The 24,258-nt window shown below is 54.4% G+C and carries 19 protein-coding genes, 2 tRNA genes and 1 pseudogene; 8 read left to right on the top strand and 14 right to left on the bottom strand.

Annotated elements, in window-relative coordinates; translation table 11 throughout:
• Positions 1-25: 25 nt before the first annotated feature.
• Positions 26-844 (top strand): GNAT family N-acetyltransferase, encoded by an 819-nt coding sequence (locus tag HMPREF1255_RS09300; protein WP_016456370.1) that lies wholly within the window; start codon positions 26-28, stop codon positions 842-844.
• A 49-nt stretch (positions 845-893) separates the two neighbouring features.
• Here the strand turns inward: HMPREF1255_RS09300 and HMPREF1255_RS01195 are convergent, their stop codons facing one another.
• The 6 genes from HMPREF1255_RS01195 to HMPREF1255_RS01170 all read right to left on the bottom strand — a co-directional run bounded on the left by HMPREF1255_RS01195 (position 894) and on the right by HMPREF1255_RS01170 (position 10,225).
• Positions 894-1,757, bottom strand: coding sequence for an anchored repeat-type ABC transporter permease subunit (locus HMPREF1255_RS01195; protein ID WP_016456371.1), 864 nt, complete (start codon positions 1,755-1,757; stop codon positions 894-896).
• Positions 1,751-2,518, bottom strand: a complete 768-nt coding sequence (locus HMPREF1255_RS01190) for an anchored repeat-type ABC transporter ATP-binding subunit (protein ID WP_016456372.1) — start codon at positions 2,516-2,518, stop codon at positions 1,751-1,753. Before HMPREF1255_RS01190 ends, HMPREF1255_RS01195 begins: the two co-directional genes overlap by 7 nt.
• On the bottom strand, positions 2,508-3,368 hold the full coding sequence (locus HMPREF1255_RS01185; RefSeq protein ID WP_016456373.1) for a choice-of-anchor M domain-containing protein: 861 nt from the start codon (positions 3,366-3,368) through the stop codon (positions 2,508-2,510). Before HMPREF1255_RS01185 ends, HMPREF1255_RS01190 begins: the two co-directional genes overlap by 11 nt.
• The gene (locus HMPREF1255_RS01180) at positions 3,368-4,855 is read right to left on the bottom strand and encodes an anchored repeat ABC transporter, substrate-binding protein (RefSeq protein WP_024110780.1); all 1,488 of its coding nucleotides are present in this window, start codon (positions 4,853-4,855) and stop codon (positions 3,368-3,370) included. The genes HMPREF1255_RS01185 and HMPREF1255_RS01180 overlap by 1 nt, the downstream gene beginning before the upstream one ends.
• Positions 4,852-7,974 (bottom strand): TIGR03773 family transporter-associated surface protein, encoded by a 3,123-nt coding sequence (locus HMPREF1255_RS01175; RefSeq protein WP_016456375.1) that lies wholly within the window; start codon positions 7,972-7,974, stop codon positions 4,852-4,854. The genes HMPREF1255_RS01180 and HMPREF1255_RS01175 overlap by 4 nt, the downstream gene beginning before the upstream one ends.
• A 133-nt stretch (positions 7,975-8,107) precedes the next feature.
• Complete coding sequence (locus tag HMPREF1255_RS01170; protein ID WP_024110717.1) at positions 8,108-10,225, bottom strand: immunoglobulin-like domain-containing protein; 2,118 nt, start codon at positions 10,223-10,225, stop codon at positions 8,108-8,110.
• A gap of 267 nt (positions 10,226-10,492) precedes the next feature.
• On the opposite strand from HMPREF1255_RS01170, the gene HMPREF1255_RS01165 reads away from it, so the two are divergent.
• The gene (locus HMPREF1255_RS01165; protein ID WP_016456377.1) at positions 10,493-11,650 is read left to right on the top strand and encodes a pyridoxal phosphate-dependent aminotransferase; all 1,158 of its coding nucleotides are present in this window, start codon (positions 10,493-10,495) and stop codon (positions 11,648-11,650) included.
• Here the strand turns inward: HMPREF1255_RS01165 and HMPREF1255_RS01160 are convergent.
• The gene (locus HMPREF1255_RS01160) at positions 11,640-13,001 is read right to left on the bottom strand and encodes a PLP-dependent aminotransferase family protein (RefSeq protein ID WP_024110567.1); all 1,362 of its coding nucleotides are present in this window, start codon (positions 12,999-13,001) and stop codon (positions 11,640-11,642) included. The genes HMPREF1255_RS01165 and HMPREF1255_RS01160 overlap by 11 nt on opposite strands.
• Before the next feature lie 96 nt (positions 13,002-13,097).
• Between HMPREF1255_RS01160 and pdxS the strand changes: the two genes are divergently transcribed.
• The 3 genes and pseudogenes from pdxS to HMPREF1255_RS01150 all read left to right on the top strand — a co-directional run bounded on the left by pdxS (position 13,098) and on the right by HMPREF1255_RS01150 (position 15,629).
• Positions 13,098-13,964: a pyridoxal 5'-phosphate synthase lyase subunit PdxS gene (gene pdxS, locus HMPREF1255_RS01155; RefSeq protein WP_016456379.1), complete on the top strand. Its 867-nt coding sequence runs from the start codon at positions 13,098-13,100 to the stop codon at positions 13,962-13,964.
• A 296-nt stretch (positions 13,965-14,260) separates the two neighbouring features.
• Positions 14,261-14,476 (top strand): annotated as a pseudogene (locus HMPREF1255_RS09550) (L-asparagine permease); the annotation flags it as partial.
• 148 nt (positions 14,477-14,624) lie between these two features.
• A complete protein-coding gene (locus HMPREF1255_RS01150) occupies positions 14,625-15,629 on the top strand; it encodes an asparaginase (RefSeq protein ID WP_016456381.1) in 1,005 nt (334 codons plus the stop codon).
• Between the two features lie 32 nt (positions 15,630-15,661).
• Here the strand turns inward: HMPREF1255_RS01150 and moaC are convergent, their stop codons facing one another.
• Together moaC and glp are read right to left on the bottom strand one after the other, a co-directional pair.
• A complete protein-coding gene (moaC, locus tag HMPREF1255_RS01145; protein ID WP_016456382.1) occupies positions 15,662-16,132 on the bottom strand; it encodes a cyclic pyranopterin monophosphate synthase MoaC in 471 nt (156 codons plus the stop codon).
• Positions 16,132-17,343, bottom strand: coding sequence for a gephyrin-like molybdotransferase Glp (gene glp / locus HMPREF1255_RS01140; protein WP_016456383.1), 1,212 nt, complete (start codon positions 17,341-17,343; stop codon positions 16,132-16,134). Before glp ends, moaC begins: the two co-directional genes overlap by 1 nt.
• Positions 17,344-17,386: 43 nt before the next feature.
• On the opposite strand from glp, the gene HMPREF1255_RS01135 reads away from it, so the two are divergent.
• The gene (locus tag HMPREF1255_RS01135; protein ID WP_024110578.1) at positions 17,387-18,349 is read left to right on the top strand and encodes a molybdenum cofactor biosynthesis protein MoaE; all 963 of its coding nucleotides are present in this window, start codon (positions 17,387-17,389) and stop codon (positions 18,347-18,349) included.
• Positions 18,350-18,367: 18 nt separating this feature from the next.
• Here HMPREF1255_RS01135 and HMPREF1255_RS01130 read toward each other — a convergent pair whose 3' ends face one another.
• From HMPREF1255_RS01130 to HMPREF1255_RS01110, 5 genes are all read right to left on the bottom strand, one after another.
• Complete coding sequence (locus HMPREF1255_RS01130; protein WP_024110631.1) at positions 18,368-18,613, bottom strand: MoaD/ThiS family protein; 246 nt, start codon at positions 18,611-18,613, stop codon at positions 18,368-18,370.
• A gap of 11 nt (positions 18,614-18,624) precedes the next feature.
• Positions 18,625-19,659: a GTP 3',8-cyclase MoaA gene (gene moaA, locus HMPREF1255_RS01125; RefSeq protein ID WP_024110939.1), complete on the bottom strand. Its 1,035-nt coding sequence runs from the start codon at positions 19,657-19,659 to the stop codon at positions 18,625-18,627.
• A gap of 271 nt (positions 19,660-19,930) precedes the next feature.
• Positions 19,931-21,619 carry an energy-dependent translational throttle protein EttA gene (gene ettA / locus HMPREF1255_RS01120; RefSeq protein ID WP_024110900.1) on the bottom strand — a complete coding sequence of 563 codons (1,689 nt, stop codon included), beginning with the start codon at positions 21,617-21,619 and terminating at the stop codon, positions 19,931-19,933.
• 74 nt (positions 21,620-21,693) lie between these two features.
• Entirely contained in the window at positions 21,694-23,220 is a 1,527-nt protein-coding gene (locus tag HMPREF1255_RS01115) for a PrsW family intramembrane metalloprotease (RefSeq protein ID WP_024110866.1), read from the bottom strand.
• Between the two features lie 38 nt (positions 23,221-23,258).
• Positions 23,259-23,334, bottom strand: a tRNA-Arg gene (locus HMPREF1255_RS01110).
• A gap of 90 nt (positions 23,335-23,424) precedes the next feature.
• On the opposite strand from HMPREF1255_RS01110, the gene orn reads away from it, so the two are divergent.
• Positions 23,425-24,039 carry an oligoribonuclease gene (gene orn / locus HMPREF1255_RS01105; protein WP_081717310.1) on the top strand — a complete coding sequence of 205 codons (615 nt, stop codon included), beginning with the start codon at positions 23,425-23,427 and terminating at the stop codon, positions 24,037-24,039.
• Between the two features lie 114 nt (positions 24,040-24,153).
• Positions 24,154-24,229, top strand: a tRNA-His gene (locus tag HMPREF1255_RS01100).
• Positions 24,230-24,258: the final 29 nt, after the last annotated feature.

Genomic DNA, 24,258 nt, shown 5'->3' with positions numbered 1-24,258 from the left:
TTTCTCTACTTGTATAGGAGAACCAATGCGGATTGAACAGGCAACCGATAACTTTGACCAATATTTGAGGCTGCGCACTGAAGTTTTCGTCGGGGAGCAGGGTGTGCCTGCAATGCGAGAAATCGACGAGTTCGACACGCTTGAGGCAAAACTCGTCACGCATTTCGTCTGCATCGACGGTGACGAGGTTGTTGGCACTATCCGGATTCATTTCCCCGAGGATGGCGCAAAAACCCCGACCATTTATCTGCAAAGAATCACGGTCAGAAAAGATCATCGCGGTCTTGGCGTAGGCGCGGCGATGATCAGGTTCGCTGAACGCCACGCAGCGAATAACGTGGTTGAGGAGGGCACAGACCAAATTCGGTTCGAGATCGGCGGACAGGTCGACAAGGTCGGCTTTTACGGGCTCTACGGTTACGAGGTTTACGGCGAACCGTACGTCGACGGAGGGATAGACCATCGCCACCTAACCAAAACTGTTAGCATCGAATCCCTTACCCAGCCTTGCGAATACACACTCGACTACGACTGGCTCTGGCCGCACAAGAGGGCCACTGAGATCGCGAAGCTGCGCGTCTACGTGCACCTTCCCGTCCCGGGAGAGGCTGCGAAACTGGTTGACGCTTTCGCGAAGTCACTGCCTGCTGACGAGAACGGTGTTCGTGGCTGGGGCGGTTGGTGTGTTGCCGAAGCCAAAACGCCCATCGAAACAGAGTCCGCGATCGAGATTATCTCGGCCGGAGAGGACGTCGCCGATAGCATCCAAGACGGTGCTGAATCGCTCTTTGATGCCGCACAGAAGAAGGACGCGCTGCTGTACTACGTTCAGCTACCGCGTTAAAAGGGGCTCGCCTGCGCTTTGGGAACAGGCGAGCTCACAACGGTTAGTTTTACGCAGTTTTGGCTAGTAACCCATGCTTCGGTGCAAGCACCCAAGTGATCAGAAATATCGCAGTCGAGGTCAGAACTATCGAGCCGCCCGCAGGCAGGTCTACCGCCCATGAGAGGTAGCTGCCTACTACTGCGCTAAGGGCTCCGATGAGCGGAGCGAGTGACATCATAACGCCGATGCGATCAGTCAAAAGCCGGGCAGTAGATGCTGGCGTCACGAGCAATGCAAGCACCAAAATATTGCCCACGCTCTGAACCGCGATGACCACTACCATCGTGACCAGCGAATAGAGCAGCAAATCCAGCCAAAAGACCGGCAACCGCGAGGCTTTTGCCGATTCGCGATCAAGGCTTACAGCGATGAGTTCCTTGTTGAAGGCCAGCGCAACCACGAAAATCACCAGCGCTGCGACAAGAACGCCCGTCACGTCAGAATCAGATATTCCCGTTATCGAGCCGAACAAGAACGATTGCAGCGAGCCGGAATATCCGGGCGCGCGGGACAATATGACGATGCCGAGCGCAAAAGCGCTGACGAATAGGATGCCGATTACCGAGTCTTCTTTCAAGCGTCTGTTTTGGCTGAAAATCGTGACGAGCACGGCAGTCGCGAGGCCCGCCGCTACCCCGCCGAGAATCAGCGAACCCTGCAGGACGAAGGCGATCGCAAGGCCGGGAAAAACCGAGTGAGCGACGGCGTCACCGATGAACGCCATGCCGCGAAGCACGACGTACGTGCCGATGAAACCGGCGATCAGCGAGCAAGCGACCGTAACGATCAGCGCCTTCGGCAGGAAAGAAAGAAGCGGGTTTGTCAGATCCTGGACAAACTCGATCGGGGTCAATACCTTAAGGCTCAGCATGCGATCGCCTCGCTTACGAGCACGCCCGCGTTGCGAAGAATCGTCGAGGTTGGGCTGACGCCGAATGTTCTAGACCAGACCGTTGCGTTTCGAACTTCGTCCGGGGTTCCGTATGCGACAACCGTTTTATTGACCAAAGCGACCTTGTCGGAGGTTTCCATGGCCTGAGCCAAATCGTGCGTTGCCATGAGTATGGTCATTCCCTCGGCTCGCAGTTCTTCAAACATTTCGGTGAGCATCTCTTGGGTCGGCATGTCAATGCCGGTGAAAGGCTCGTCAAGGATGAGGAGCTTGGGATAGGTCGCCAAAGCTCTGGCCAGCAAAACTCGTTGGCGCTGCCCACCGGAAAGTTCTCCGACCGGCCTGTCAGCAAGATCGCTCATCTTCACCTTCTCTAAAGCAATCTTTACTGCCCGATAGTCGTGTTTTTTGGCCATCCGGAACCACCCGATCTGGCGAGATCTGGCGCTCAGCACGGCATTGGAAACAGAGATAGGAAAGTCCCATGCAAATTCGTGGCGTTGCGGAACGTAACCGACCATTTTGTACGCTTTCGCAGGCAATTGGCCGGATATTAGTATCTCCCCGCTGTGCGGAACCAACCCAAGTATCGCTCTGATCAGGGTTGTTTTCCCCGCGCCGTTCGCCCCGATCACGCTGACCATCTCCCCTTGGTTAGCTACCAAGTTTGCATCGGTGAGCACCCTGCGCTTGGCCAGGTCTACATCAACGTTCTTGACTCTTAAGATCTCAGGCTGCATTCTTTGCCCTCCGTGCCTTAGCTGCCACGAATGCAGTTGCCGCCACGACTACTACCGCGCACGCCGAGATGATCAGCCACAAAGTTACGGGATTACCCTCAGACTGCTCTTGCGTGAGTGATTCTTGGTTTTTGGGAGCCACGGTCTGGGAGGAATCGACCTCTCCGCTAGCTTCGTCACCAACTGCGAAGGTAAGCGATGCCGGAACCTCGATTTCGGAGCCGTCTTTAAGTTTCGCGTTAAATGCCACGTCGAGTCTGTAGTTTCCCGGCTTTGTGAACACCCAGTTTGCGTGCGTGTGAGTGTTTGCGTCTACCCAAAACTCTTGCGGCAGTTCGCTGGAATTCCATAGCTGGGTGATGCCGTCGAAACCGTTTTGCAGGAATACCGAAACGTTGCCGGGGCCACTCACCGAACGCAGCTGAAGTTTGCCGCCACGATCGAGCTGCTCGACGACAGCGGGATCTTGGGTGTTCCAACCGAGCCAAATGACAGACGCGATTTGGGTCTGTGGAACCACATAGGCCTCGCGATTCTTATCTAACTGCAGGAATTCGTACTCTTGACCTTCGGGAACTTCCATCTTTGCCGCGTTGGAGACCCGCATGACCAGATTATTCGGGTCCCTCCAAACGGCTGGGGTTGAGTTATCGTCGCGGGCAAGTAGCTTCCACTCGCCGTCTACCACCTTCGGGCCGAGATCAATATGTCCTACGTTCACCTCAGCATGTTCAGCACTCACCTGCTCCGAGCTCACAACTGTTTGATCAAGCGGATCTGCCTCATCGGCCGCAGCTGGCACGATGGACATAGAGATTGCTAATAACGCTGCAAAAAATATTTTCTTCATCACTTTTCCTTGGAAAGACAGCTGCTTATCTGGTCTGCGTTGAAACGCATCAGATCTTCGTAAGTGGACACCCGATCATCGAGGGTGTCGGAATAAATGGTGCAAACTTTGATGTCCTGCTCTTCAGCGACTTGATGCAACACCGAGGTGGATTTCATGACATACGGCTCAACAAACACCGCTGGGGTTTTGAGGTCGAAAAGAGTCTGGGTGAGGCGTTGACGCTCAGCCATGCTAGGTTCGATCGACGAGTTTGCTGACACGTATCCGGCGATCTTCAACCCATACCTCTTGGCTAGGTACGCGTAGCCGTCGTGCGTAGTAACCAGGTTTCTGTTTTCCTTGGGCACCTCGGATACTTTTTCTGTCACGTACTCGTCTAACCGATCGAGCCTTGCCAAATATTCGCGCTCGTTGGCCCGGAAGTATTCCTGATCGCTGGGTGAGATCCGGCAAAGCGTGTCAGCGATCGTGCGAATGTACGCCTTTACGTTGGGCACGCTCAGCCACATGTGCGGATCGATCTCGCCGTGGACGTGGGCGCCGAGCACCGCTTGCGGTAGCTGATAGACGAGGTCACCGGGTGAGCCCAAAAACCTATAGCTTGCCCCTGCGGGAATTTCCTGGAGAGTCTTGGAGGGCACGGATAGCACAGCCTCGTCAGCGGCAATTTCGCGCTGAGTGGTTTCGCCGCCGCCCTCTTCGTCGACCAGCAGGTAGATGCTAGATTTTTCCAGATCTGCAGTGACGTCGACGTGACCGATGTCGATAACTTGTCCGGCTTCGGGCTGGACGCCTACTGCAAATGTGACGTTCTGCCGAACGACTTCAGAGCCATCCTTTTTTACAGCGAACGTTGCGACATATTTTCCAGGCTTGGTGAATGCCCAAGACATGTGGGTGTGCGCACCAACGGGTAATAAAACTGGACGTCCACCGTTAGCATCGCCAGATTCGAAGAACCTTTCCGGTTTTCCAAAAGTGCCGGTAACGTATCCAAACATTTGCCCGGGACCTTCGACTCCAGCCAGCTGAAGCTGGGCCTCGCTAGAGCGATCGCTGGAATCGCCCCGCAACCGCAGACCGAGCCACAAAGCGTCCAGGTGGCTGGATTCGACCAAAGGGATGACCTCTGCCCCGTACTTCGTGGACTCCTCGGCGATGGAGATGTTCGGCACGTCTGGCAGTGTCGAGTCAAGCGTCTTAATCACGGAGTGTGGCTCCAGCATCAGGTAGTTTGAGAATGCCGCATCGGCATATGCGATATCTCTGTTTGTACGCAGAGACGGCTCAAAGGTGTGCGGATCAGCGCCGGCTGGCACGATCGATTTCACGCTAACTCGGTCGCCACCCACCTGTCTGACCAGATCGGCGAGGATTGGAGTGGTTGTAACCACTGACGGCGTCTGAGACTTGGTTGGGGTGGCTGCCCCGCAACCGGTTAAGAGGATTGCGAGAACCGCCACCAGCAGTTTCTTCAATGTCATGGCTTCACGTAGCGGCGGCCAAGAATCGAAACACCAATTACGAGGGCTGCGAGTAGAGCCGCACCCTGTCCGACGGCCGCTCCCGTCGAAGGTAAGTTTCCGGCTCCGAGCTCGCAGACCTCGCCCGAGGGCGTGCGTCCCAGTTTTTTGCCGTCCTCGGAGACTAGCGGTTTACCGTCTTTGGCTGTTGAGCCCTGGACTGTGGGAACTTTTGCTTCTGAACCTGCGCTGAAGTTCAGAACGGTCTTGGCGCTGAGTTCCTCGCCATTCTTGCCCTTTGCAGTTGCGGTAAGCGAAACCTTGTAGTCGCCGGCTTCGGTAAAGACGAAGTTCGGGTGCATGTGGGTGTTCTTAGCCACCGTGTAGCTAGTTGGCCCGCCTACATTGTCGAAAATCCTGTCTCCGATACCGCCACCGAAAGTGCCCGATGTGAACGCAGCCATCTTGCCCGGGCCCTCCACGGAGTCGAGCTTCCAGGTGATCGTGCCTTCTGTCTGCTCGACGATGGACTCGTGCATGGTGTTGAAACCAAGCCACGGCACGCCTTCCTGTTGACTGGACTGGATCATCCAGACATCCTGACCGGCTTTGGAGACGAAACTCAAAGCATCTGGCGCCTTCAGCTTGGCCTGGTCGCCGAGCTGGAATGCCACGGAGGCAGGATCCACCCAGGACGCAGGCTGATTGCGATCATCCTTTAGCGAAGCGACTAGCTTTCCGTCTTCGATTCGCGCGCCGAGGTCGAAGTGACCCTCGGTGGCGACGGAACCTGCGCTGCTTGCACCCTCGACCGGCAGACATACCTCTTTAGCCGCTCCCGCAGCCGAACCGCCTGCACTACCGCCACCTGTGCGCGCAGCGGTACCGGCCTGTCCGACTTTGTTCGACCCGTCAGTCGAGCCAGAAGCTGACCGATCGCTACTTCCGCCAACCACTACCCTGTTAGTGTCGCCGCTCTGCTGATCGTCCTTTCCATTAACAGTGAATTTTATTTTCGCCTGCTTGGTTTTGAACTCTCCGGAAGCGTTCGTGCCAAATGCCTCGACACCGATCAGGTATTCGCCTGGCTTGGAGAATACCCAGTTGTTGTGCATATGTGTCGGGCTCTTGGCAATTATTTCGCCCGCCTTATCCGACGAGGCAATCATCTGGACATCGTCAGAGACGTCACTAGTGAAGGCCCACCATTTGCCGCCTTCAGGAGCAGAAATTGAGGAGATGCGAAGGTTCACACCATTGGGGTATTCGGAGTAATCAACACGCTCGGTCGAGAAACCGACCCACGGAACTCCGTTTATCTGCTGCCCGGAAATAACCCACAAGCTTGTGCCGTTATCGCCTAAGAAGTTGTAAGACTTAGAAGCAAATACGCCCTTCTGGCCAGGCCCCTTAATCTGAACTGCGTGCCTGTTGAGCTCGATGTTGACGCTCTCAGGTGCGCGAAGCACGGTCTTATTCGCGTATTGACGAGAGTCGTCACCGATAGCAATCTGCAAGCCAGATTCACCAGGAACCGGCCCAATATCTAAGTGACCGTTATTAATCGTGACCTGCTTGGCATCTAAACCATTAGATTGGTGATTCGTTTCAGCAGAAGCGCCATTGCCGTTACTTTCGGGATTGTTCTCAGATGGCTTCGAGCTTGAACCAAATTGGGACTGATCTTTTGGGCCAAAGCTAAGAGTCTGGCTGCCCTGTCCGCCTTGCCCTTGCTCAAAATCTACGCCGGATCGGTAATCACTGGGGTGTGGAATCAGCTTAAGCCGAAGCGTCGTTTCCGATTTTTGGCAACCATCAGACGGCGCCAAATAGGTTCTATGACCTGGAGAGGAGACAAATTCAACATCGCAGTCCGCGTATTTGTCCTCAGCCTTGTTGAAATATCCACCTTTGACGTTTACCGTCATGCGATCGTCCGCCGGCTGCACGGTGATGTTAGAAAACTTGTTGCTCTCAGTCTTTGCGCTTACGCTGACTTCCTTAGAACCGTCTAAGAAGCCGGGATTGTTAAATTCGGGTGCAGGATCCTGGCTGTTCTTCTGCGGAAATTCACCTAGCTGATTAGTGGACGTAGTTGCCTGCCCGGTTGTGTAGCTGACCGGCGCAGAAACCCAGCGCGGGCTGTCGCCCGACTTCGGAACGTAGACGACCTGGAAGTTGGAGGTCTGAGAACCGATCATCTCGGTCCACTCCGCTGACCCGTCCACTACGGGCACCTCAGCTAGGTAGTAGCCATCAATGTAGAAGACAGCCGTACCCTGATCGGAAGCATCAGAGGTAGTGAAAGTCATCTTGGTCAGCTTGTCATCGCCATCTTTTTCCAATTTGTCGTTCTTGGAAAGCGTGAACTTCGGGAAGAAATCGCTCGACTCGTCGGCCGATGAAGCGTTGTAAGCGGCAGCTACATCGCTTATGTCTTCTGGAGACGGCTTCGTCCCACCAACCTGCCAAACTAGTTTTTGCGGTGTCGAAGAGATCACCCCGTGATTGCCGCGGGCGGTAGCTTTGTACATTATTTCGTATCGTCCAGGACGGGTGAATGTCGTGTTGTTGTGAGTGTGCGAACCAGCATTCATGAACGCAGAGCGCATCCCCACATCGTGACTGGAAAGCATCCGTTCTGCTTTATCCCAGCCTGGACCATAGCGGAACATTTCCATTCGTCCAGGACCGTCGAATCCAACCATGTCGAGGGTAAACGCTTGATCGCGGAAGTTCTCAATCGGAACTGCCGTGTCTGCCCCGAAACCTGCCCAGATCGGGTCTTGCGCGTTTGCGCTTGGGTTTTGGGGAGCTAGATAAAGCAGATCTCCTTTGTTACCAGCGAAATCCAGCTTGCTACCGTCGCCCTTCGTAATCTCGTAAAAATATTGCTGTTGTGCCTTCGAGGAATAGCCCTTCCCAACCCACAGAATCGTCTGCTCGATCGGACGCGGGTTTGGCCCGAAATTAGTTTTCAGATTGAAGTTGTTTTCTGATTTCTCCCAAAACACCTTGGGAGCGTCGACGTGGCCTTGTGTGGCCACGAGTAAGTCCGTATGGGCATGAGCCAGCGGAGCTACCCCCACCGCCACGCATGCGGCTATCGCGGCACCCGCCAGTTTCTTGAAGCTAAGCACTAGCAGCCCTCCTAATTTGATAATGATTCTCATTATTGACGAAAAGGATCATACAACTAATGCACGCCAAAACAAATTTTTTAGGCAGCAAAAAGAGGGCCCGAAAACCGAGCCCTCTCTTTTAGCTAGTTATTTAGTTTTTCTTGCGACGCAGCAGCGCGAATCCACCAGCAATTGCCGCAATTGCGGCGATTCCAGCGGCAGCACCCTGTGCGCCAGTGGTCGGCAGGCCAGGCTTAGAGGACTTTTTAGCCTTCTTCTTAGCCTTCGGGTCGGATGCGCTAGCAGGATCCTCACACTGCGGTGCAGGAGTTGCCGGAGCCGGCTTCACGACGAGCTTGGCGGTCTTGGTGGTCTTAGCACCATTCTCACCAATAACGGTGAACTTGATCTCGTAAGTGCCAGGCTTATTGGCATCAAACTTCGAATCCGGATTGACCGTAACCGTGCCACCATCGTGGGCGCCGATCATGTCGCTAAGGTCAAAGGATTCACCAGCTGTAATCTCAAGATCCTTCAACTCAAGCGTCGGAGCCGGAGTCAAAGGAGTCAGCTCCTTCTTGACGATCAACTTGGCAGTCTTGGTGGTCTTCTTACCATCCTTCTCAGCGATCACACTAACCGGGTACTCACCAGCAACAGCAGTGTTGAACTTCGCATCCGGATCCAAGTAGTAGTTAACACCCTCTTCCGGACTCTCAACGAAATCCTTAACGTTGAACTCGCCACCCTCATTGATCTCAATGTCCTTGACTTTAAGAGCCGGAGCCGCCTCAATCGGAGTCCACTGCTTCTTAACAATCAACTTGGCAGTCTTTTCTTCGGACACACCGTACTTGTTGATGACAACGTATTTAATGTCGTATTCGCCAGCGACGTGCGGATCATATTCGCTTGTCGGGTCTACGTAAACCTTGTCCGCTGGATCAGCCTTCTCGAACAGATCGGTCAGCTTGAACGGATCGCCTTCGTTGATCGTCTTCTCATTAACTTTGAGATCGGGTACCGGCTTACCAACAGTGACAGTTGCCGTCTGGGTCATCGGTTTGCCGTATGCGTCATTAACGGTGTAGGTGACCTCGTAGTTTCCAGGCTCGTTGAAGTTAACATTGCTGGAATCGATCTGGACTGTCTGGCCGCCAAGCTTGGATCCCGGGGTATCGATCAGCGACTTGAAATTGAAGTTCTTATCACCAAAGGGGATGTTCGGAACCTCACCGGTCAGTTTCAACACGGGGTTTACAACCAGGTTTGCGGTCACGGGCTTGCTCTGCGCGCCCAACGAATCGGTTACCTTGAGCGTTACAGGATAGACGCCGACCTTGTCAGGATCGTATTTGCCCTCGAAAGTCACTTTGTCTTTGAGATCTGTGCCTTCGAAGTCCACCGCAGACTTGACTAAGTCTTTGGGTTTGAAGTTATCGCCAACAGTGATGACCTTATCCTGGCCCTCAACTACCGGATTCTTGGCCCACATTGCACGCAGCTCAACCTTAATCTGCCCGCTGTAAGCTACGGTCTTGGGGTTAGCGCGGCCATCGACGATCGACTGCTCTTTCTGATCAAACTTGTAGGGAGAATCTTTTGTATATTTCTGAGGGTTACCTAATTCCAGATTGCTCGTTCCAGACCAACCGAGGAAGGTGTAACCCTCACGAGTTGGATCGGAAGGCTTAGCCACAGTCTCGCCAGGTGCGATGAAGGTCTCGTACCGGTTTCCGTGGGCAGTAAACCAACCGCTTGTTTCAGTCCATGTGCCGCCTTCCAAATAGAACTGAGCTATTTTGAAGGCAGAAGTGTTGAACCTGATACTAGCGTTGTCATAGCCTCCTGCATGAGGATTAGCGATGTTTGCATCTGCAGGTGTTGGAGGATCGTAATCTTCAAGAGTGTAGGTGACGTAGGCGTCCTTATTTTGCCCCGTTACCTCCATCTTGAAATCAGTCAGATCAATACCACTACCGGCATTATTAACAGCCAGATTCGTGGGCTTCATCACGATTTTCCCTCTAACTTTCCAGTTAGCAGGGACGCTCTTCCAGTAAGACTTACCAATTTCGATCTCTTTTACCTCGGAAGGATTGTCCGGGTTGTAGGCCTCGAATTTGGCGGACTGGAAATTGTTATCCTTGGCTACCTCAAAATTGCCAGGCACCTTGGAGGCGTTGGCCAACTGCGCCTGACCAGTAGTCAGCACAACTGCTAGGGCTATCAGCAACCCCAGCAGCTTCGTAAATCTTCCAGATTTCATTTTTTCACCTTCAACATTTGGCGATCCTTAAAGTTCTGGCCCTTACGGGTAATTTATTTGGGGAAAATATAATTTTTGGCTGCCCATTCGTCGTTGAAACTTAATCTTACACAGCCATTTCATGGGTTACGAAAATTTTGCGATTCGGGCAACACCAACATTCCAGCTATGAAGTTTTAACGGGAAAAATACATTACGAGAATGAGCTGGGGCGCAGTCAAGCCTGTTAGAACGAATTAGTAGCATCTATGCCGGTAGCCTTGATTCGTGAGATTTTCAAACCGCACTCTTCGTAATCAGCCAAATTCGATCAGCATTGCAAGTGAAAATCGCACAGTAGCTCTGCTTAACCTCAGCGACTCAAACCCCACCCACAACAGCCTGCAGCCAAAGTCTGCACAGGAAAGCTACGACGCCGATCCGCGTGGCAGCCTAACCGCAAGATCCCAATTGGCTGAATTTATTGCAGCCAATCAAAACCGAAGCGTCGACACCAATAATCTGCATCTACTGAGCTCTACTTCACAGGGTTACAGCTGGCTGATTAAGCTTCTTTGCGACCCGGGAGACGCGGTTCTCGCGCCAAGGCCCGGATACCCACTCATTAGCGACCTGGCCGCTCTGGAGTGCGCGGAAGTGCTTGACTACACGATGCATTGGGACGGGTCATGGTGGATCGACACGGCCCAGTTAGAAACACTCGCTGCAGAAAACCAAGAAAGACTCAAGGCCCTTATTGCCATTAACCCAAACAACCCGACGGGCTCTTACCTGGCCAAAGACGAACGAACCAAGATAATCAGCATTTGCCAGAAATACCACCTCGCGCTGATCGCCGACGAAGTGTTCTTCGAATACGAGCTGAACGGTTGCGGGCAAAGGCTTGCCGGTGAGGATTCCGTACTTACTTTCGCCCTAGATGGGCTCTCGAAAAACTTGGGCGCGCCTGGCGCTAAGCTAGCCTGGCTGCAAACCAGCGGGCCAAAAGAGCAAGTCGACGAGGCGTTGGAACGCTTGGACGTAATAGCCGATTCTTACCTGCCGATGAGCCAATTGATTACTGCGCAATTGCCAAATCTTCTTGCAGAAATCCCCTCACAGCAGAAAAGGATAGGTCAGCGCACCCGGCGAAACCTCCAGACCTTAAAGGAAATAGTCGAGTTCAGCCGCACGGGTACGATTAGCATATTGTCTCCCGAGGGCGGCTGGAGCGTCCTCTTACGCTTCCCTTCGTTCATAGATGAGGAGAACTTAGTCTTGGAGTTGATCGAGAAGCATCAGATAACAGTCCAGCCCGGCTACTTCTTCGACCTGCTGATCGACGGATTCGTTTCTCTTTCTCTACTGCTAGAGCCGAAAGTATTTCGACATGCCGCAAACACGCTGGTCATGGCTATAGACGAGATTGTCGAGGCTAACTCTTAATTGCGGCTTTAATCGCGTCCAACACTTCCTGAGCCAATTGGTTGGTTAGCGAGGCGAAGGACAGGTAATACCAGTGCTTTCCTCGGCCCCATGCGTCACTCAGCGAATACGAGGCTAAGGAGGGCAATCTGATCCCTTGCTTTGCCAGGATCTTGGCGATCTTGGGGTTTTCAAACTTGGCCAAGAAGCTCAGACCGGAGTTCGTGTTCAGCACAGGAATCCCCAATTCCTCAAGTTGATCTATCAGCAGGTCTCGCACCGAGCGATACGCCACCCTTAGCCGAGATACGTGCCTTTCGAAGTTTCCGTCCTCGAGGAACTTGGCTAAAACAAGTTGGTCTAGTGCGGAAACGGAATTGGAGAAGAACGAGAGCTTTTCGGCAAATCTTATGCTTAGGCTTTCCGGAAGAACGGCATAAGCGATTCGCACTGCAGAACCCAACGATTGAGTGAACGTATTCAGGTAAATCACGCGATCAAACGCGTCGATTGATTGCAGCGACGGAATGGGCATACCAGAGAACCTGAATTCCCAGTCGTAGTCATCCTCGATGATGTATTTATCAGTGCCTGCCCAATTCAGCAGTTGCTGGCGACGACCAATCGGCATCACGACTCCGGTCGGAAATTGGTGGGACGGGCTGACATGAATCACGTCAACGTCAGCGCTGGGCACTGCAGCGCCCGCTGCATCCAGCTCCAGAAACTTCGGAATCACCCCGTCGGCGCGATAAATCTTGTTAAGCCTCGGATATCCAGGGTTCTCGATGGCGTATACAAGATCACGACCTAGCAGCTGCACGAGAGTTGTATAAAGATACTGTGCGCCCGCACCAATAATGATCTGCTCACCGCAGACGCTCATCCCCCGCCCCCCTCGAAGGTAGTCAGCTATTGCCTCCCTAAGCCTGGGCAGGCCCTGTGGCGGGAGCTTGCCCAGCAAGATGCGTTCAGGTTCATGAGAGACTACCTCGCGAACGGTCTTCGCCCAGCGGGAAAACGGGAACAGATCTGGCCTGTTAGCGCCCTTAGCCAGATCTATTCGCCAGTTTTCCTTTTCCATCATCACCTTGGTCTTCGTAACCGGAAGCTTCTTCTTGGGCGCTCGCATGTTTTTGGCAACGAAAAACCCGGAGCGAGGCTTCGAAAATAGATAGCCCTCAACGATCAGCTGATCCAATGCGCCCTCAACAGTGATCACACTGACTCCCAAGTTCTTTGCAAACGACCGCTTCGAGGGTAATTTCTGGCCAGGCATAAGCCCTCCCTCTTCTATGTCGCTTCGAATCGCGTTATAGAGCTGCTCATAAAGAGGAGCGCCCGATTCTGGTGATAGTTGATAGGTCAACATCAGAATCTGACCTTAAAAGAACTACCGAATCTGGACATACCAATAAGGCTAACTCGCGATACGGTTTGTGCAAACCCAAATTTTCAAGGAGTAAAAGTGACACGCTGGTTCGATCCTTCCAATAACCCCGCATATCAATTCCGTGGAGGCGTCATCATGGACGTCACCACCCCCGAGCAGGCGGAAATTGCTCAGGGAGCAGGCGCTAAAGCAGTCATGGCATTGGAGCGGATCCCCGCAGACATTCGCGCGGCCGGCGGCGTTTCGAGGATGTCTGACCCCGGCATGATTTCCACGATTCAGAAGGCAGTCGACATTCCGGTTATGGCTAAAGCCCGCATAGGCCACTTCGTAGAAGCTCAAATCCTCGAGGCAATCGGCATCGATTTCATCGACGAGTCTGAGGTGCTCTCCCCCGCTGATGACGTCTACCACATCGACAAGACCAAGTTCTCCACCCCATTCGTGTGTGGAGCCCGCAACCTTGGCGAGGCCCTGCGCCGAATCGCTGAAGGTGCTGCGATGATTCGCACTAAGGGCGAAGCAGGAACTGGCGACGTGGTTCAGGCCGTTCGCCACATGCGCACGATAAACGAGGAGATCGCCCGCATCGGCTCCCTACGCGAAGACGCTCTGTTTAACGAGGCCAAAGAGTTGGCCGTTCCCGTGGAGCTGCTTCGCTACGTTAGAGACAACGGAAAGCTCCCGGTGCCTAACTTCTCCGCAGGCGGTGTAGCGACTCCTGCAGACGCTGCGTTGATGCGTCAGCTCGGAGCTGAGGGCGTTTTCGTTGGTTCGGGCATCTTCGCTTCCGGCAACCCGAAGAAACGCGCCGAAGCGATCGTCAAAGCGGCAGAAAACCCAACCAACTCCGAACTGATCGCCGAGGTTTCAAAGGATCTGGGCGAGGCCATGGTTGGCATCAACCCCGACGAAATCAAGGTGATCATGGAAGGCCGCTAGCCCTCCTTCAATTCCCCTTTCGAGCGATGAATCGTTTGAAAGGGGAATTTTTAATCTCTGGCGCCAGATAATCTTTGACCAAGTCAGGAACCTGAATAACTCACCCAAAACGAATTTTCTCAAAGGATTCCAAGAGGGTAAATTTCATCCCCCTCTTCTCGCTCTCAGATAATTCACAGATTATAGTTTTGCTAGCAAATTGATAACAGTGGTCTTCTATTGAACACGTTTTCATTAGTCCACATGGATTTACAGGCAGGTTCGGTATGGCTAGCTCATAGAAGGTACTTAACCAGGATAAGTCCGATGTTGGCTACAACAAGGCTCTAAGGAACCGACACATCCAGATGATCACCAGCGCCGGCTCCATCGCTACGGGCTTGTTCCTTGGTGCTGGCGGACGACTAGCTCAAGGTGGTCCGGCACTAGCAGTCTCCTACGCGCTTTGCGGATTATTCGCGCTGACCATGGCTCGTGCTCTAGATGATCTGACTGTGCACCGCCCGTCCTCGGTCTTATCGGCGTTCTGATCAACTACATCTACCCCACCGAGGCATTCGAGATCGTTATAAGCCTCGCAACCATCGGCATCGCGCGACCCTGGATCTGATGGACTCCATCCTCGAAGAGGACGGGGAAGAAGAGAAAGCGGAGTAAAAAATGGATATTCAGGTGATCTACACCGGCGGCACCATCGGGATGGTGCCGTCTGATAAAGGCCTAGTTCCAGGCATTAGCGACGAGGAAATGTCGAAATGGCTGAACGGGTTGATGGAAGGCTCAGAAATCACGGCCAAAATCCGGCTTAAATCGCTGGACCACCTGATCGACTCCTCGAGTGCCACTCCGCATGACTGGCAAACTATCCTCGACACGATCGAAGAAAATCCTGCTGATAGTTACGTGATCCTGCATGGCACGGACACCATGAGCTACACGGCTGCGGCGCTTTCTTTCGCACGCGCCGGGGACGACACCCCAGTTGTTCTCACCGGATCCCAGTTGCCGCTGATAGCCGCGGACTCTGATGCGGGCAAGAACGTGATCGGCGCGATCACCGCAGCGTTCTCGCCTAAGACCAAAGGCGTCTGTCTTTACTTCGGCGACTACCTGCTGGCGGGTAACCGAAGCAGTAAAACCTCCTCGTGGGGTTTCAATGGGTTCGAGACTCCCCTTGCGCATCCGTTGGCTATCGCCGGCGTACCCTGGCGTTGGGCGGCACACTCACAGAGCCGCGATACGCAGCCGCTACCTTGGGGTAAACCAGCTCCGTACCGTCAGCACGACGTCGCGATGATCGACCTGGTTCCTGGCATCACCGCCCAGCGGTTACGCGCGCTGTTGGCGCCCGCTCCGGAGGCGGTCATCATTAGGGCGTACGGCATGGGCAACTGTCCCTCCGTCGAGCCGGGTTTCGTCGACGTATTAGCCGAAACGGTTGCCTCAGGTGTGCCTGTGGTCATTTCTTCACAGTGCCAACTGGCCGACGTGGCCTTGAGCACCTACGAGGCAGGTCGAGTGCTTGCCCGCGCGGGATGTGTTGGTTCAGCCGATATGACGCTCGAGGCGACCTACGCCAAGCTGATCTTCCTACTCTCGCAAGGAATGAATAGCGAGCAGGTTAGACAGTGGCTAGAAAAGCCAATCTGTGGCGAACTTTCCTAAAAATCGGGGCTGGAATTGCCAGCCTCGATTTTTTATTCCGGACGGCTCCAATCGCCAGATCGGCCGCCGGATTTGTGAGTTATCTTGCAATCCGTTATAGCTGCGGAGCGATCCACGCCCTTAACCATGTCCACCACAGCTAGAGCCGCCACCGTGACCGCGGTTAGTGCCTCCATCTCAACACCAGTTCGATCGGCAGTTCGGACGGTGGCGGAAATCCAAACTCGATCGTCGAGCAGTTCTAGATCCACCTGCGCACCGTGAATTCCTATGACGTGCGCTAGCGGCAGCAGCTCTGGAACCTTTTTCGTAGCGGCGATACCTGCCACGCGAGCTACGGCAAGCACGTCACCCTTGGGAACGGTGCCGTCGCGCAAGGCAGTCATGACCTCCCGGGAACAAGTCACAGAAGCGACAGCCGTGGCCTCCCTAACGGTGGGTTGCTTTGCGGTGACATCGACCATCCTGGCGTCACCGGCATCGTTCAAATGGGTAAATCTCATTAATTTCCTCCGAACCACAGAACAGGTATTTCTTCGCCTGCGTTGATCTGAGCAACTTCTGCTGGAACCATCGCTATACCGGTTGCCCCGAACGTGGACGCAACGAAATGCGACTTCGACCCACCGTGGCTAGCGGGCAGCACCTTACCGTCTTTAGCGATGATCGGCATCAGCTGCACCCTGCCAGGCTTGCGCGCCCATCCTGCCCCAACAGTTCGGGGTTCGAATAGTTCAGTGAACGGGCGAGGCGTCACCCCTTCGATCTTGTCCACCAGTGGCTTGCCAAAAAGATACCAGGAGACGAGCACGCTAACCGGGTTGCCCGGCAGACAAATGACTGGCTTGCCTTTCAGCTTTCCAAATCCCTGAGGCTTGCCTGGCTGCATTTTTACTTTGCAAAATTCGATTTCTCCGAGGCTTTCTTTAACCACGTCGAAAGCGCCCATCGAGACCCCGCCGGCCGTCACGATCATATCGACGTGATCGATTAGTACACGCAGCTGCTTTTCGAAGCCTTCCGGGTCGTCGCCGTGGTAGGCAAGCGGCTTAGCGATACCACCTGCCTGGGTGACCAGCGCGTTCAGTGAAACGATGTTTGAATCGGGTATCTGACCAGGCGCCAGATCATCTCCTGCGTCACGAAGTTCTTCTCCTGTGGTGACGATGCCAATGACCGGGCGCCTGACGACCGAAACCTCTCCATACCCGACGGAGACGAGCGCAGAAAGATGGCCTGGACCAAGACGTGTACCAGCCGGAATCAGCGGTTGCCCCGCCGGCACGTCTTCACCACGCTTTCTGACGTTAGATCCAGGCCGAACCGTCTGAGTGAAGGTCACAAAAGAAGGCGCCTCGTGACGCATGTTTTCGTCTGATTTTTCGGTGTGCTCGACTTGTATGACGCTGTCGGCTCCCTTTGGTATGGGTGCACCTGTCATGATTCGCATGGCAGTTCCCGCTGGCAGATCGGGTACTTTAGTAGACCCAGCGGGGATGTCCCCCGTCACTTCCATACTCAAGCTGTTAGCCACGTCGCTAGCCCGAACGGCGAAACCGTCCATCGCGGAGTTTGTGAAAGGCGGAACAGCAAACCGAGTGCTCACGTCTTCGGCGAGGACTCTACCGAGCGCATCGAAAACCGGCACTTTCTCCGCAGGCAGCGCCTGTCCCAACGCGAGGACGTCGCCGTAGTGTTTTTCTATATCCTTCATAAGCACTCCTTTGGGTCGTGTTTAAGGATAGCCGCAACGTAGTATGGCGTTCATGGTTTCGATAGCTGTGATCACCATCTCAGACCGCTGCGCTCGGGGGCTCAGCGAGGACGCATCCGGCCCGCTTGCTGCAAAGCTGCTTGCGCAGGCAGGAGAAGTAGCCCCCGTGACGATCGTCGAGGACGACATAAACGCGATTCAATCTGCGCTTCTGCGAGCAATCGATGAGGGAGCCGAGTTTGTATTCACCAGCGGCGGAACGGGCTTAACCAGCCGAGACGTCACCCCAGAAGCAACAGCTTCGCTCATCTCTAAGCGCGCTGAGGGTGTCGAGGCGGCTATTCGCAACAATCCAAAGGTCGCTACCGCTGCACTTTCGAGGGGCTTGGCTGGGGTGGTTGAGCACGCTGGCAAAAGAGCATTCGTGGTAAACGCACCCGGTTCACCAGGCGGGGTTCGCGACGCCATTAAAGCGGTGAGCCCGATTCTGGCGCACATCGGAGATCAATTATTAGACGGCGACCATAATCCGCATGCACTAGCCACCAGATTAATTCAGAACACCGCTAACCTTGAGCACGCAGACGCCGAGGTGGTCAGCGCCGCAGTGGTCGAAAATAAGATCGACGTCGAGGCCCTGGCGCGAAGCGTACGAGACGAGCGTGCAGGCGCCACGGCGATTTTTGATGGCAGGGTCCGAAACCACGACGATGGGAAATCCGTCGATGGTATCGAGTACGAAGCCCACCCCAACGCCACTCAGGTGGTTTCCAAGATCGCCAACGAGCTGGCAGCAGGAAGCGGAGCGATAAAAATCGCGGTTTTTCATCGCACAGGGAAACTCGAAATCGGCGACGTGGCCTTCGCAGCCGCAGTTTCTGCCGCGCACCGCAAAGAGGCATTTTCTCTTCTGGAGAGGCTGGTTGAGCGTGTGAAGCAGGAGCTACCAGTCTGGAAGAAGCAGAGTTTCAGCGACGGCTCGACAGAGTGGAAAGGCAGCGCGTAGTACCGGCGAAGACGTGCCCTAGCCACCGGCGAAGGGTGGGAGGACGTCTAGCGATCCACCTGACACCTCGTCGCCATCGTGCAGCTGTTGGCCGTTTAGCATCAGAGCGCAGACTCGAATCAGCTTGCCGAACTGCTCAGGCTTACCTTCTTCCAATAAATTCCTGAGGGTAGCCACGGAGCAGCTATCGGGGATCGAGATAACCTCGCTTCTCGTCCCAGCGAAATCGGCCGCGGCGGCGAAATAGCTGACGCTAAGTTCCATTCGATTGTCTCCTATCCCCCGATGGCGCTCATGTTTCGCTTTGGCTTCAAGAATGATGGATCGTCAATTCCGTGCCCAGGCTGTTTGCTCCACATATTTTCTGCCCAAGCACCGGCTATATCTGCGTCGCTAGCACCGCTACGGAGCAATCCACGCAGATCGGTCTCGCTTCGCGCAAAAAGACAAGATCGAATTTGGCCGTCCGCGGTGAGCCTCGTGCGATCGCAGTCTCCGCAGAACGGCCTGCTGACCGAAGCGATGATGCCGATCTTCCCCGCCGGATGCTCGTCGCCTGCGGCAACGTCCCAATATTTCGCTGGCGAAGATCCACGCTCTGATTCTGGACGCATTTTCAAAGTGAATTCTTCGCGAAGTTTACTCAATATATCCTCACACGTGATCATCTTTTGACGTTCCCACGCGGTGCCTAGCGGCATGAATTCGATGAATCGAAGCGTGTAACCGTTCTTCAACGCAAGCTTGACTAGATCCGGCGCCTGATGATCATTGAAACCAGGAAGCAAAACTGCATTCAGTTTGATTGGGCTAAGGCCAGCGTCGTGAGCAGCTTGCGCACCCGCTATAGCGTCGGCAAAACGATCTCGCCTAGTCAGTATCTTGTAATCGTGAGAATTCGCGGCGTCCAACGAGATATTTACCCGTTGCAGACCAGCCTCTGCGAGCTTCTTCGCTCGGTGGGCCAAACCTAACCCGTTAGTGGTCATCGAGATCTCTAGCTTTTCATCATCTTTTTTTCGCAGATTAGCCGCTTCTGCGATAATTTCTTCGAGATCTTTTCTCAATAAAGGTTCGCCGCCGGTAAAACAAATCTTTTCTATACCTAAAATTTCGACGGCTATTTTAATTAACCTAATTAATTCAGAAGAAGTCAGAATTTCATTTTTGGGCCTAAACGAAACGCCCTCGGCGGGCATGCAGTAGGCGCAGCGCAAATTGCAGCGATCGGTCACAGAGACCCGCAGATCTCGAGCGACACGGCCAAACCTATCGACCAGTCGCATCGGAGCGTTGACCACTGCAGTCATCTAATTCCTAACTTAAAAATCCGAATTTAACCTTACCCCGAATCAATAAACTGCTTCTATCATTTTTAACACAATAAAAATCAGGCCCAAATGTCTTGTGGGCAGGCAAAGCTAAAGAGATTTTCCACCGGGCTCACACTTTTTGAGTTCTTCGCATACAAGACATAAAAGAAGCAAAAAGAACGAAAACTAGCAAACAAACGGGCGCACGAAAATCTTAGCTCTACGACCAATTCAGGTCGAAGCCGAGAAACTCGTGCGCCCGAAAAATTTAGTCGCGAGTCAGCCTACGGTGACGGGAGGCGTGCGGACGAGCGGCCTCCTCGCCCAGACGCTCAACCTTGTTCTTCTCGTAGTCGTCGAAGTTGCCCTCGAACCAGAACCACTTCGGATCGTTGCCGTCCTCACCGTCGCCTTCCCAGGCGAGAATGTGGGTGGCCACGCGGTCGAGGAACCAGCGGTCGTGGGAGATGACCACGCCACAGCCCGGGAACTGCAGAAGAGCATCCTCGAGGCTAGAAAGCGTCTCGACGTCTAGGTCGTTAGTCGGCTCGTCAAGCAGCAACAGGTTTCCGCCCTGCTTCAGCGTAAGCGCCAGGTTCAGCCTGTTGCGCTCACCGCCCGATAGCACGCCGGCAGGCTTCTGCTGATCGGGGCCCTTGAAACCGAAGGAGGCGACATATGCGCGAGAAGCCATTTCGAAGTTGCCGACCTTCAGGTAGTCGAGACCGTCGGATACGACTTCCCAAACCGTCTTCGACGGGTCGATGCCTGCGCGTCCCTGGTCGACGTAACTGATGTCGACGGTTTCGCCGACACGCAGCGAGCCTGAATCGGGCTGCTCGTCGCCGACGATCATCTTAAATAAGGTCGACTTACCGACGCCATTGGGACCGATGACGCCAACGATGCCCGCGCGGGGCAGGTCGAAGCTAAGGCCATTGAAGAGCAAGCGATCGCCGAATCCCTTGACCAGATCGTTAGCCTCCAGAACGACGTTTCCTAGCCTCGGACCGGCGGGTATGTTGATCTCGCTGGTGTCGATCTTACGGAAGCGTTCGGCCTCCGCTGCCAGCTCTTCGTAGCGAGCCAGACGCGCACGGTTCTTCGCCTGTCGAGCCTTCGGCGAAGACCGCACCCACTCAAGCTCGCGTTCCAAAATCTTTGCCCGCTTGGCGTCCTTCTGGCCCTCAATCTTGAGGCGCTTCTTCTTAGTATCCAGATAGGTCGAGTAGTTACCTTCGTACGGGTACAAGCGGCCACGGTCGACCTCGCAGATCCAGTTAACCACGTTATCCAGGAAGTATCGGTCGTGGGTTACGCACAAGACCGCGCCCGGATATGTCTTCAGGTGACCCTCGAGCCAGGCCACAGACTCGGCGTCGAGGTGGTTAGTGGGCTCGTCAAGCAGCAGCAGATCCGGCTGCTCCAGCAGCAGCTTGCACAGCGCAACACGGCGGCGTTCGCCACCGGAAAGCACGTCGACGATGGTATCGGCGGGAGGACAGCGGAGAGCATCCATGGCCTGCGCGAGCTGCGAATCGAGGTCCCAAGCGTTGCGAGCGTCGAGCTGTGTCTGTAACTCGCCCATCTCGGCCATAAGAGCGTCAAAATCGGCATCGGGATCGGCCATCTCGGCGCTGACCTCATTGAATCGGTCAAGCATGCCCTTGGTCTCAGCGACACCCTCCTGAACATTTTCAAGGACAGTCTTGCCAGGGGTCAGCGGAGGTTCCTGAAGCAGGATTCCGACAGTTGAGCCCTTTGCAAGGTTCGCGTCGCCGTTGTTAATCGGCTCGATGCCCGCCATGACCTTCAGAAGAGTCGACTTGCCAGCTCCGTTAGGGCCAACGACACCGATCTTGGCGTCGGGAAAGAAAGACAGCGTAACGTCATCGAGGATCAGTTTTTCACCGACCGTCTTTCGGACGTTGTGCATGGTGTAAATGAACTCAGCCACTACGAACGATTCCTTTGTCTGTAAATAGAAGTCTTGTATTCAATTATGCCAGGGCAAACCGACGTGTCTAAAAGTTAGACACCTACTCTTTGACTCGGATCGGGAGTTCGCCACTCCTGAATCTTTTTTGAGCCCTGCCTGTTTGGCGAAAGCGTGGCGATTCGAGCCTTGATTTGCGAAATCAGGCGACGGAAAAAACCCCGAATGTTTTCGGGGATCCAAGGCAGAGCGCGGTAATCGGTGATCGCCTTCGGACGGTATTTTTCGACGATGAGAATAAGGTCGCGCTGCCTCTCCAACGACCAGGCATCAACCAGTCCCCTGGTCTCCGCATCGCGCAAATAGGCAAGTTCAGTTATGGAGCGCATTAGCCGCCAAGTCGCAGCGCAGACTTTGGGCCCGCTCAGCACGGCGACGATGGAGATTTTCATTCTGCCAAAGAAGCTCGAGTAGACTCTAGGATCGTTTTGGCTAAGCCACCCCATCTTGACGAAGTCCTCGAGACGGCTCCTGATGTTTCGGGTCTGGTGAACGTACCTTGTGCAAAGATAGATGACTAACGCGAGCACGCCCACCCAACCGCAAATCGACGCGACCTTGGCGGAAAACCCGACCGACATCAGACCGTTGAACATCATGTGCCCAAGCACCGCAACAAGGTAGCCCGCGACAGGCGCCAAAAAGCGCACGAGTTTGGATCTGTTAACCAGTCCAACCACAAACCCCAAGGCGGCAATCGATGTGAAAAGCGGGTGGCCGAATGCAGTCGCAACGCCGCGCATCAACACAAGAGTGTTTAGTTCTTTCAGCGGATCCTCGCCGGAGATGTTGGCAGCGAACATGTACGAGCGCAGGTAGTAAACGATATTTTCCACGAAGGCGAAACCGAGCGCGGATAGCCCGGCCATCGTCACCAGTTGGTGAACCGCGACTAGCCTCCTGCGCAGAAATATGGCTAGCCAAAAAACGATCGTCAGCTTCGCGGCCTCTTCGACAAACGGCGCCGAATAGATGGCGGCACGAGCGCCCTGAGAAGGGTCCACTGGACCCTGGGCATTCATCAGCGCGCCGGCCCATGTGTTGACTATCGAGGAGATGGATACGGAGACGCTGGCTCCCCAACCGAACGCCACCCATTTCATTGCCCATGGGGTCGGGCGGATTCGGTCTAGCAGGATGAATGCAACCAGGAAACAAATTGCGGTCGGCACCGCTTTACCGGTAACGAGTAGCAGCGCCTCGTTAATGCCCGACCAGGTGATCACGACGGGAGAGCCTGCCTCCGACGTCACCCTAGAGATCTCAGAGATCAGGTTCGAGCCCATGCTTCGGTATGTGACGAAGAGCGAAACGAAGTAAAAAATGCTCAGCGCGATAACAAACCACAAGTAATGGTTTCGGACTATGCGCTGCCAACGTTTTAGACCGGGTTTTTCGGCAAGCGGCAAACCGTTTCGCACTCGCCTAGCTTGCGCTGCGGGGCTCAGATCAAGCACTCCTGCACGCGACGCGGACATGACGGATTCAGCTGCACCAGCCCCAATGGTTCTAACCGTCTTCTTTGGCTTCTTAGATGGGCGCCAAATCTCTGCGTCAGTCACAATCCCAACACTAGCGGGCGAGAGAAAAGAAAGATTAATGGCGGCCCGGGTGGGAGTCGAACCCACGCGCGACAGATTAGAAGGCTGCTGCTCTATCCTCTGAGCTACCGGGCCAGGCAACAAGTCGATGGTAATAGCCAGAAGAGTTTTTTGCCAGCGCTGGCCACCACAGCGTGCGCTTTTTTCGGGAGTAGTGTAGGGATCGTGAGTGAAAATATTGTTTGGATCGATTGCGAAATGACCGGCCTCAGCCTGAAAGACGACGCCTTAATTGAGGTGGCGATCTTGGTTACAGATGGCCAACTTAACGTTCTAGACGACAAAGGCATCGATCTGGTCATCAAGACCGATCAGGAAAAGCTCGACTCGATGAACGACTTTGTTCACGATATGCACGTAAAATCCGGGCTCCTTGAAGACTTGAAAACCGCCACCCTAACCATGCAGGAGGCGGAACAGCAGGCGCTCGAGTACATCAAAAAATTCGTGCCGGCTGCCGGCAAGGCTCAACTCGGGGGTAATTCCGTGGGCAACGACAGGAACTTCCTGGCCCGCGACATGCCCGAACTTGAGGGCTACTTGCACTACCGCAACATTGACGTAAGCACGATCAAAGAGCTGGCTAAGCGCTGGTTCCCGAAGGCCTACTACACCTCACCTGCCAAGAATGGTAACCACCGCGCCCTAGCGGATATCCAGGAATCCATTGAAGAATTGCGCTACTACCGAGACGCGGTTTTCGTCGAAGGCAAAGGCCCCAACACCGAGGCGGCTAGGGAAATCGCCGCTAAGCACCAGGGCGAAATCACCGGTTTTTGAGAAATACTTCGCGGCGATTTTTCAAAAACGAAAAACCGGGCTACTCTATACGAGTTGCCTGATGCGCCAGACGTATTGAACGATCGGCGCCATGGCCGCTGATGTGTGGACATGGTGGGTGTAGCTCAGTTGGTAGAGCACCTGGTTGTGGTCCAGGTTGTCGCGGGTTCGATTCCCGTCACTCACCCCACGCATATCTCTCTTGCTTCCCCCCCCACT

This window comes from Propionimicrobium sp. BV2F7, assembly GCF_000510445.1.
GTDB lineage: Bacteria > Actinomycetota > Actinomycetes > Propionibacteriales > Propionibacteriaceae > Propionimicrobium > Propionimicrobium lymphophilum.
The sequence above is the reverse complement of the archived record's forward strand: the minus strand, read 5'-3'. Positions and strand labels throughout refer to the sequence as shown.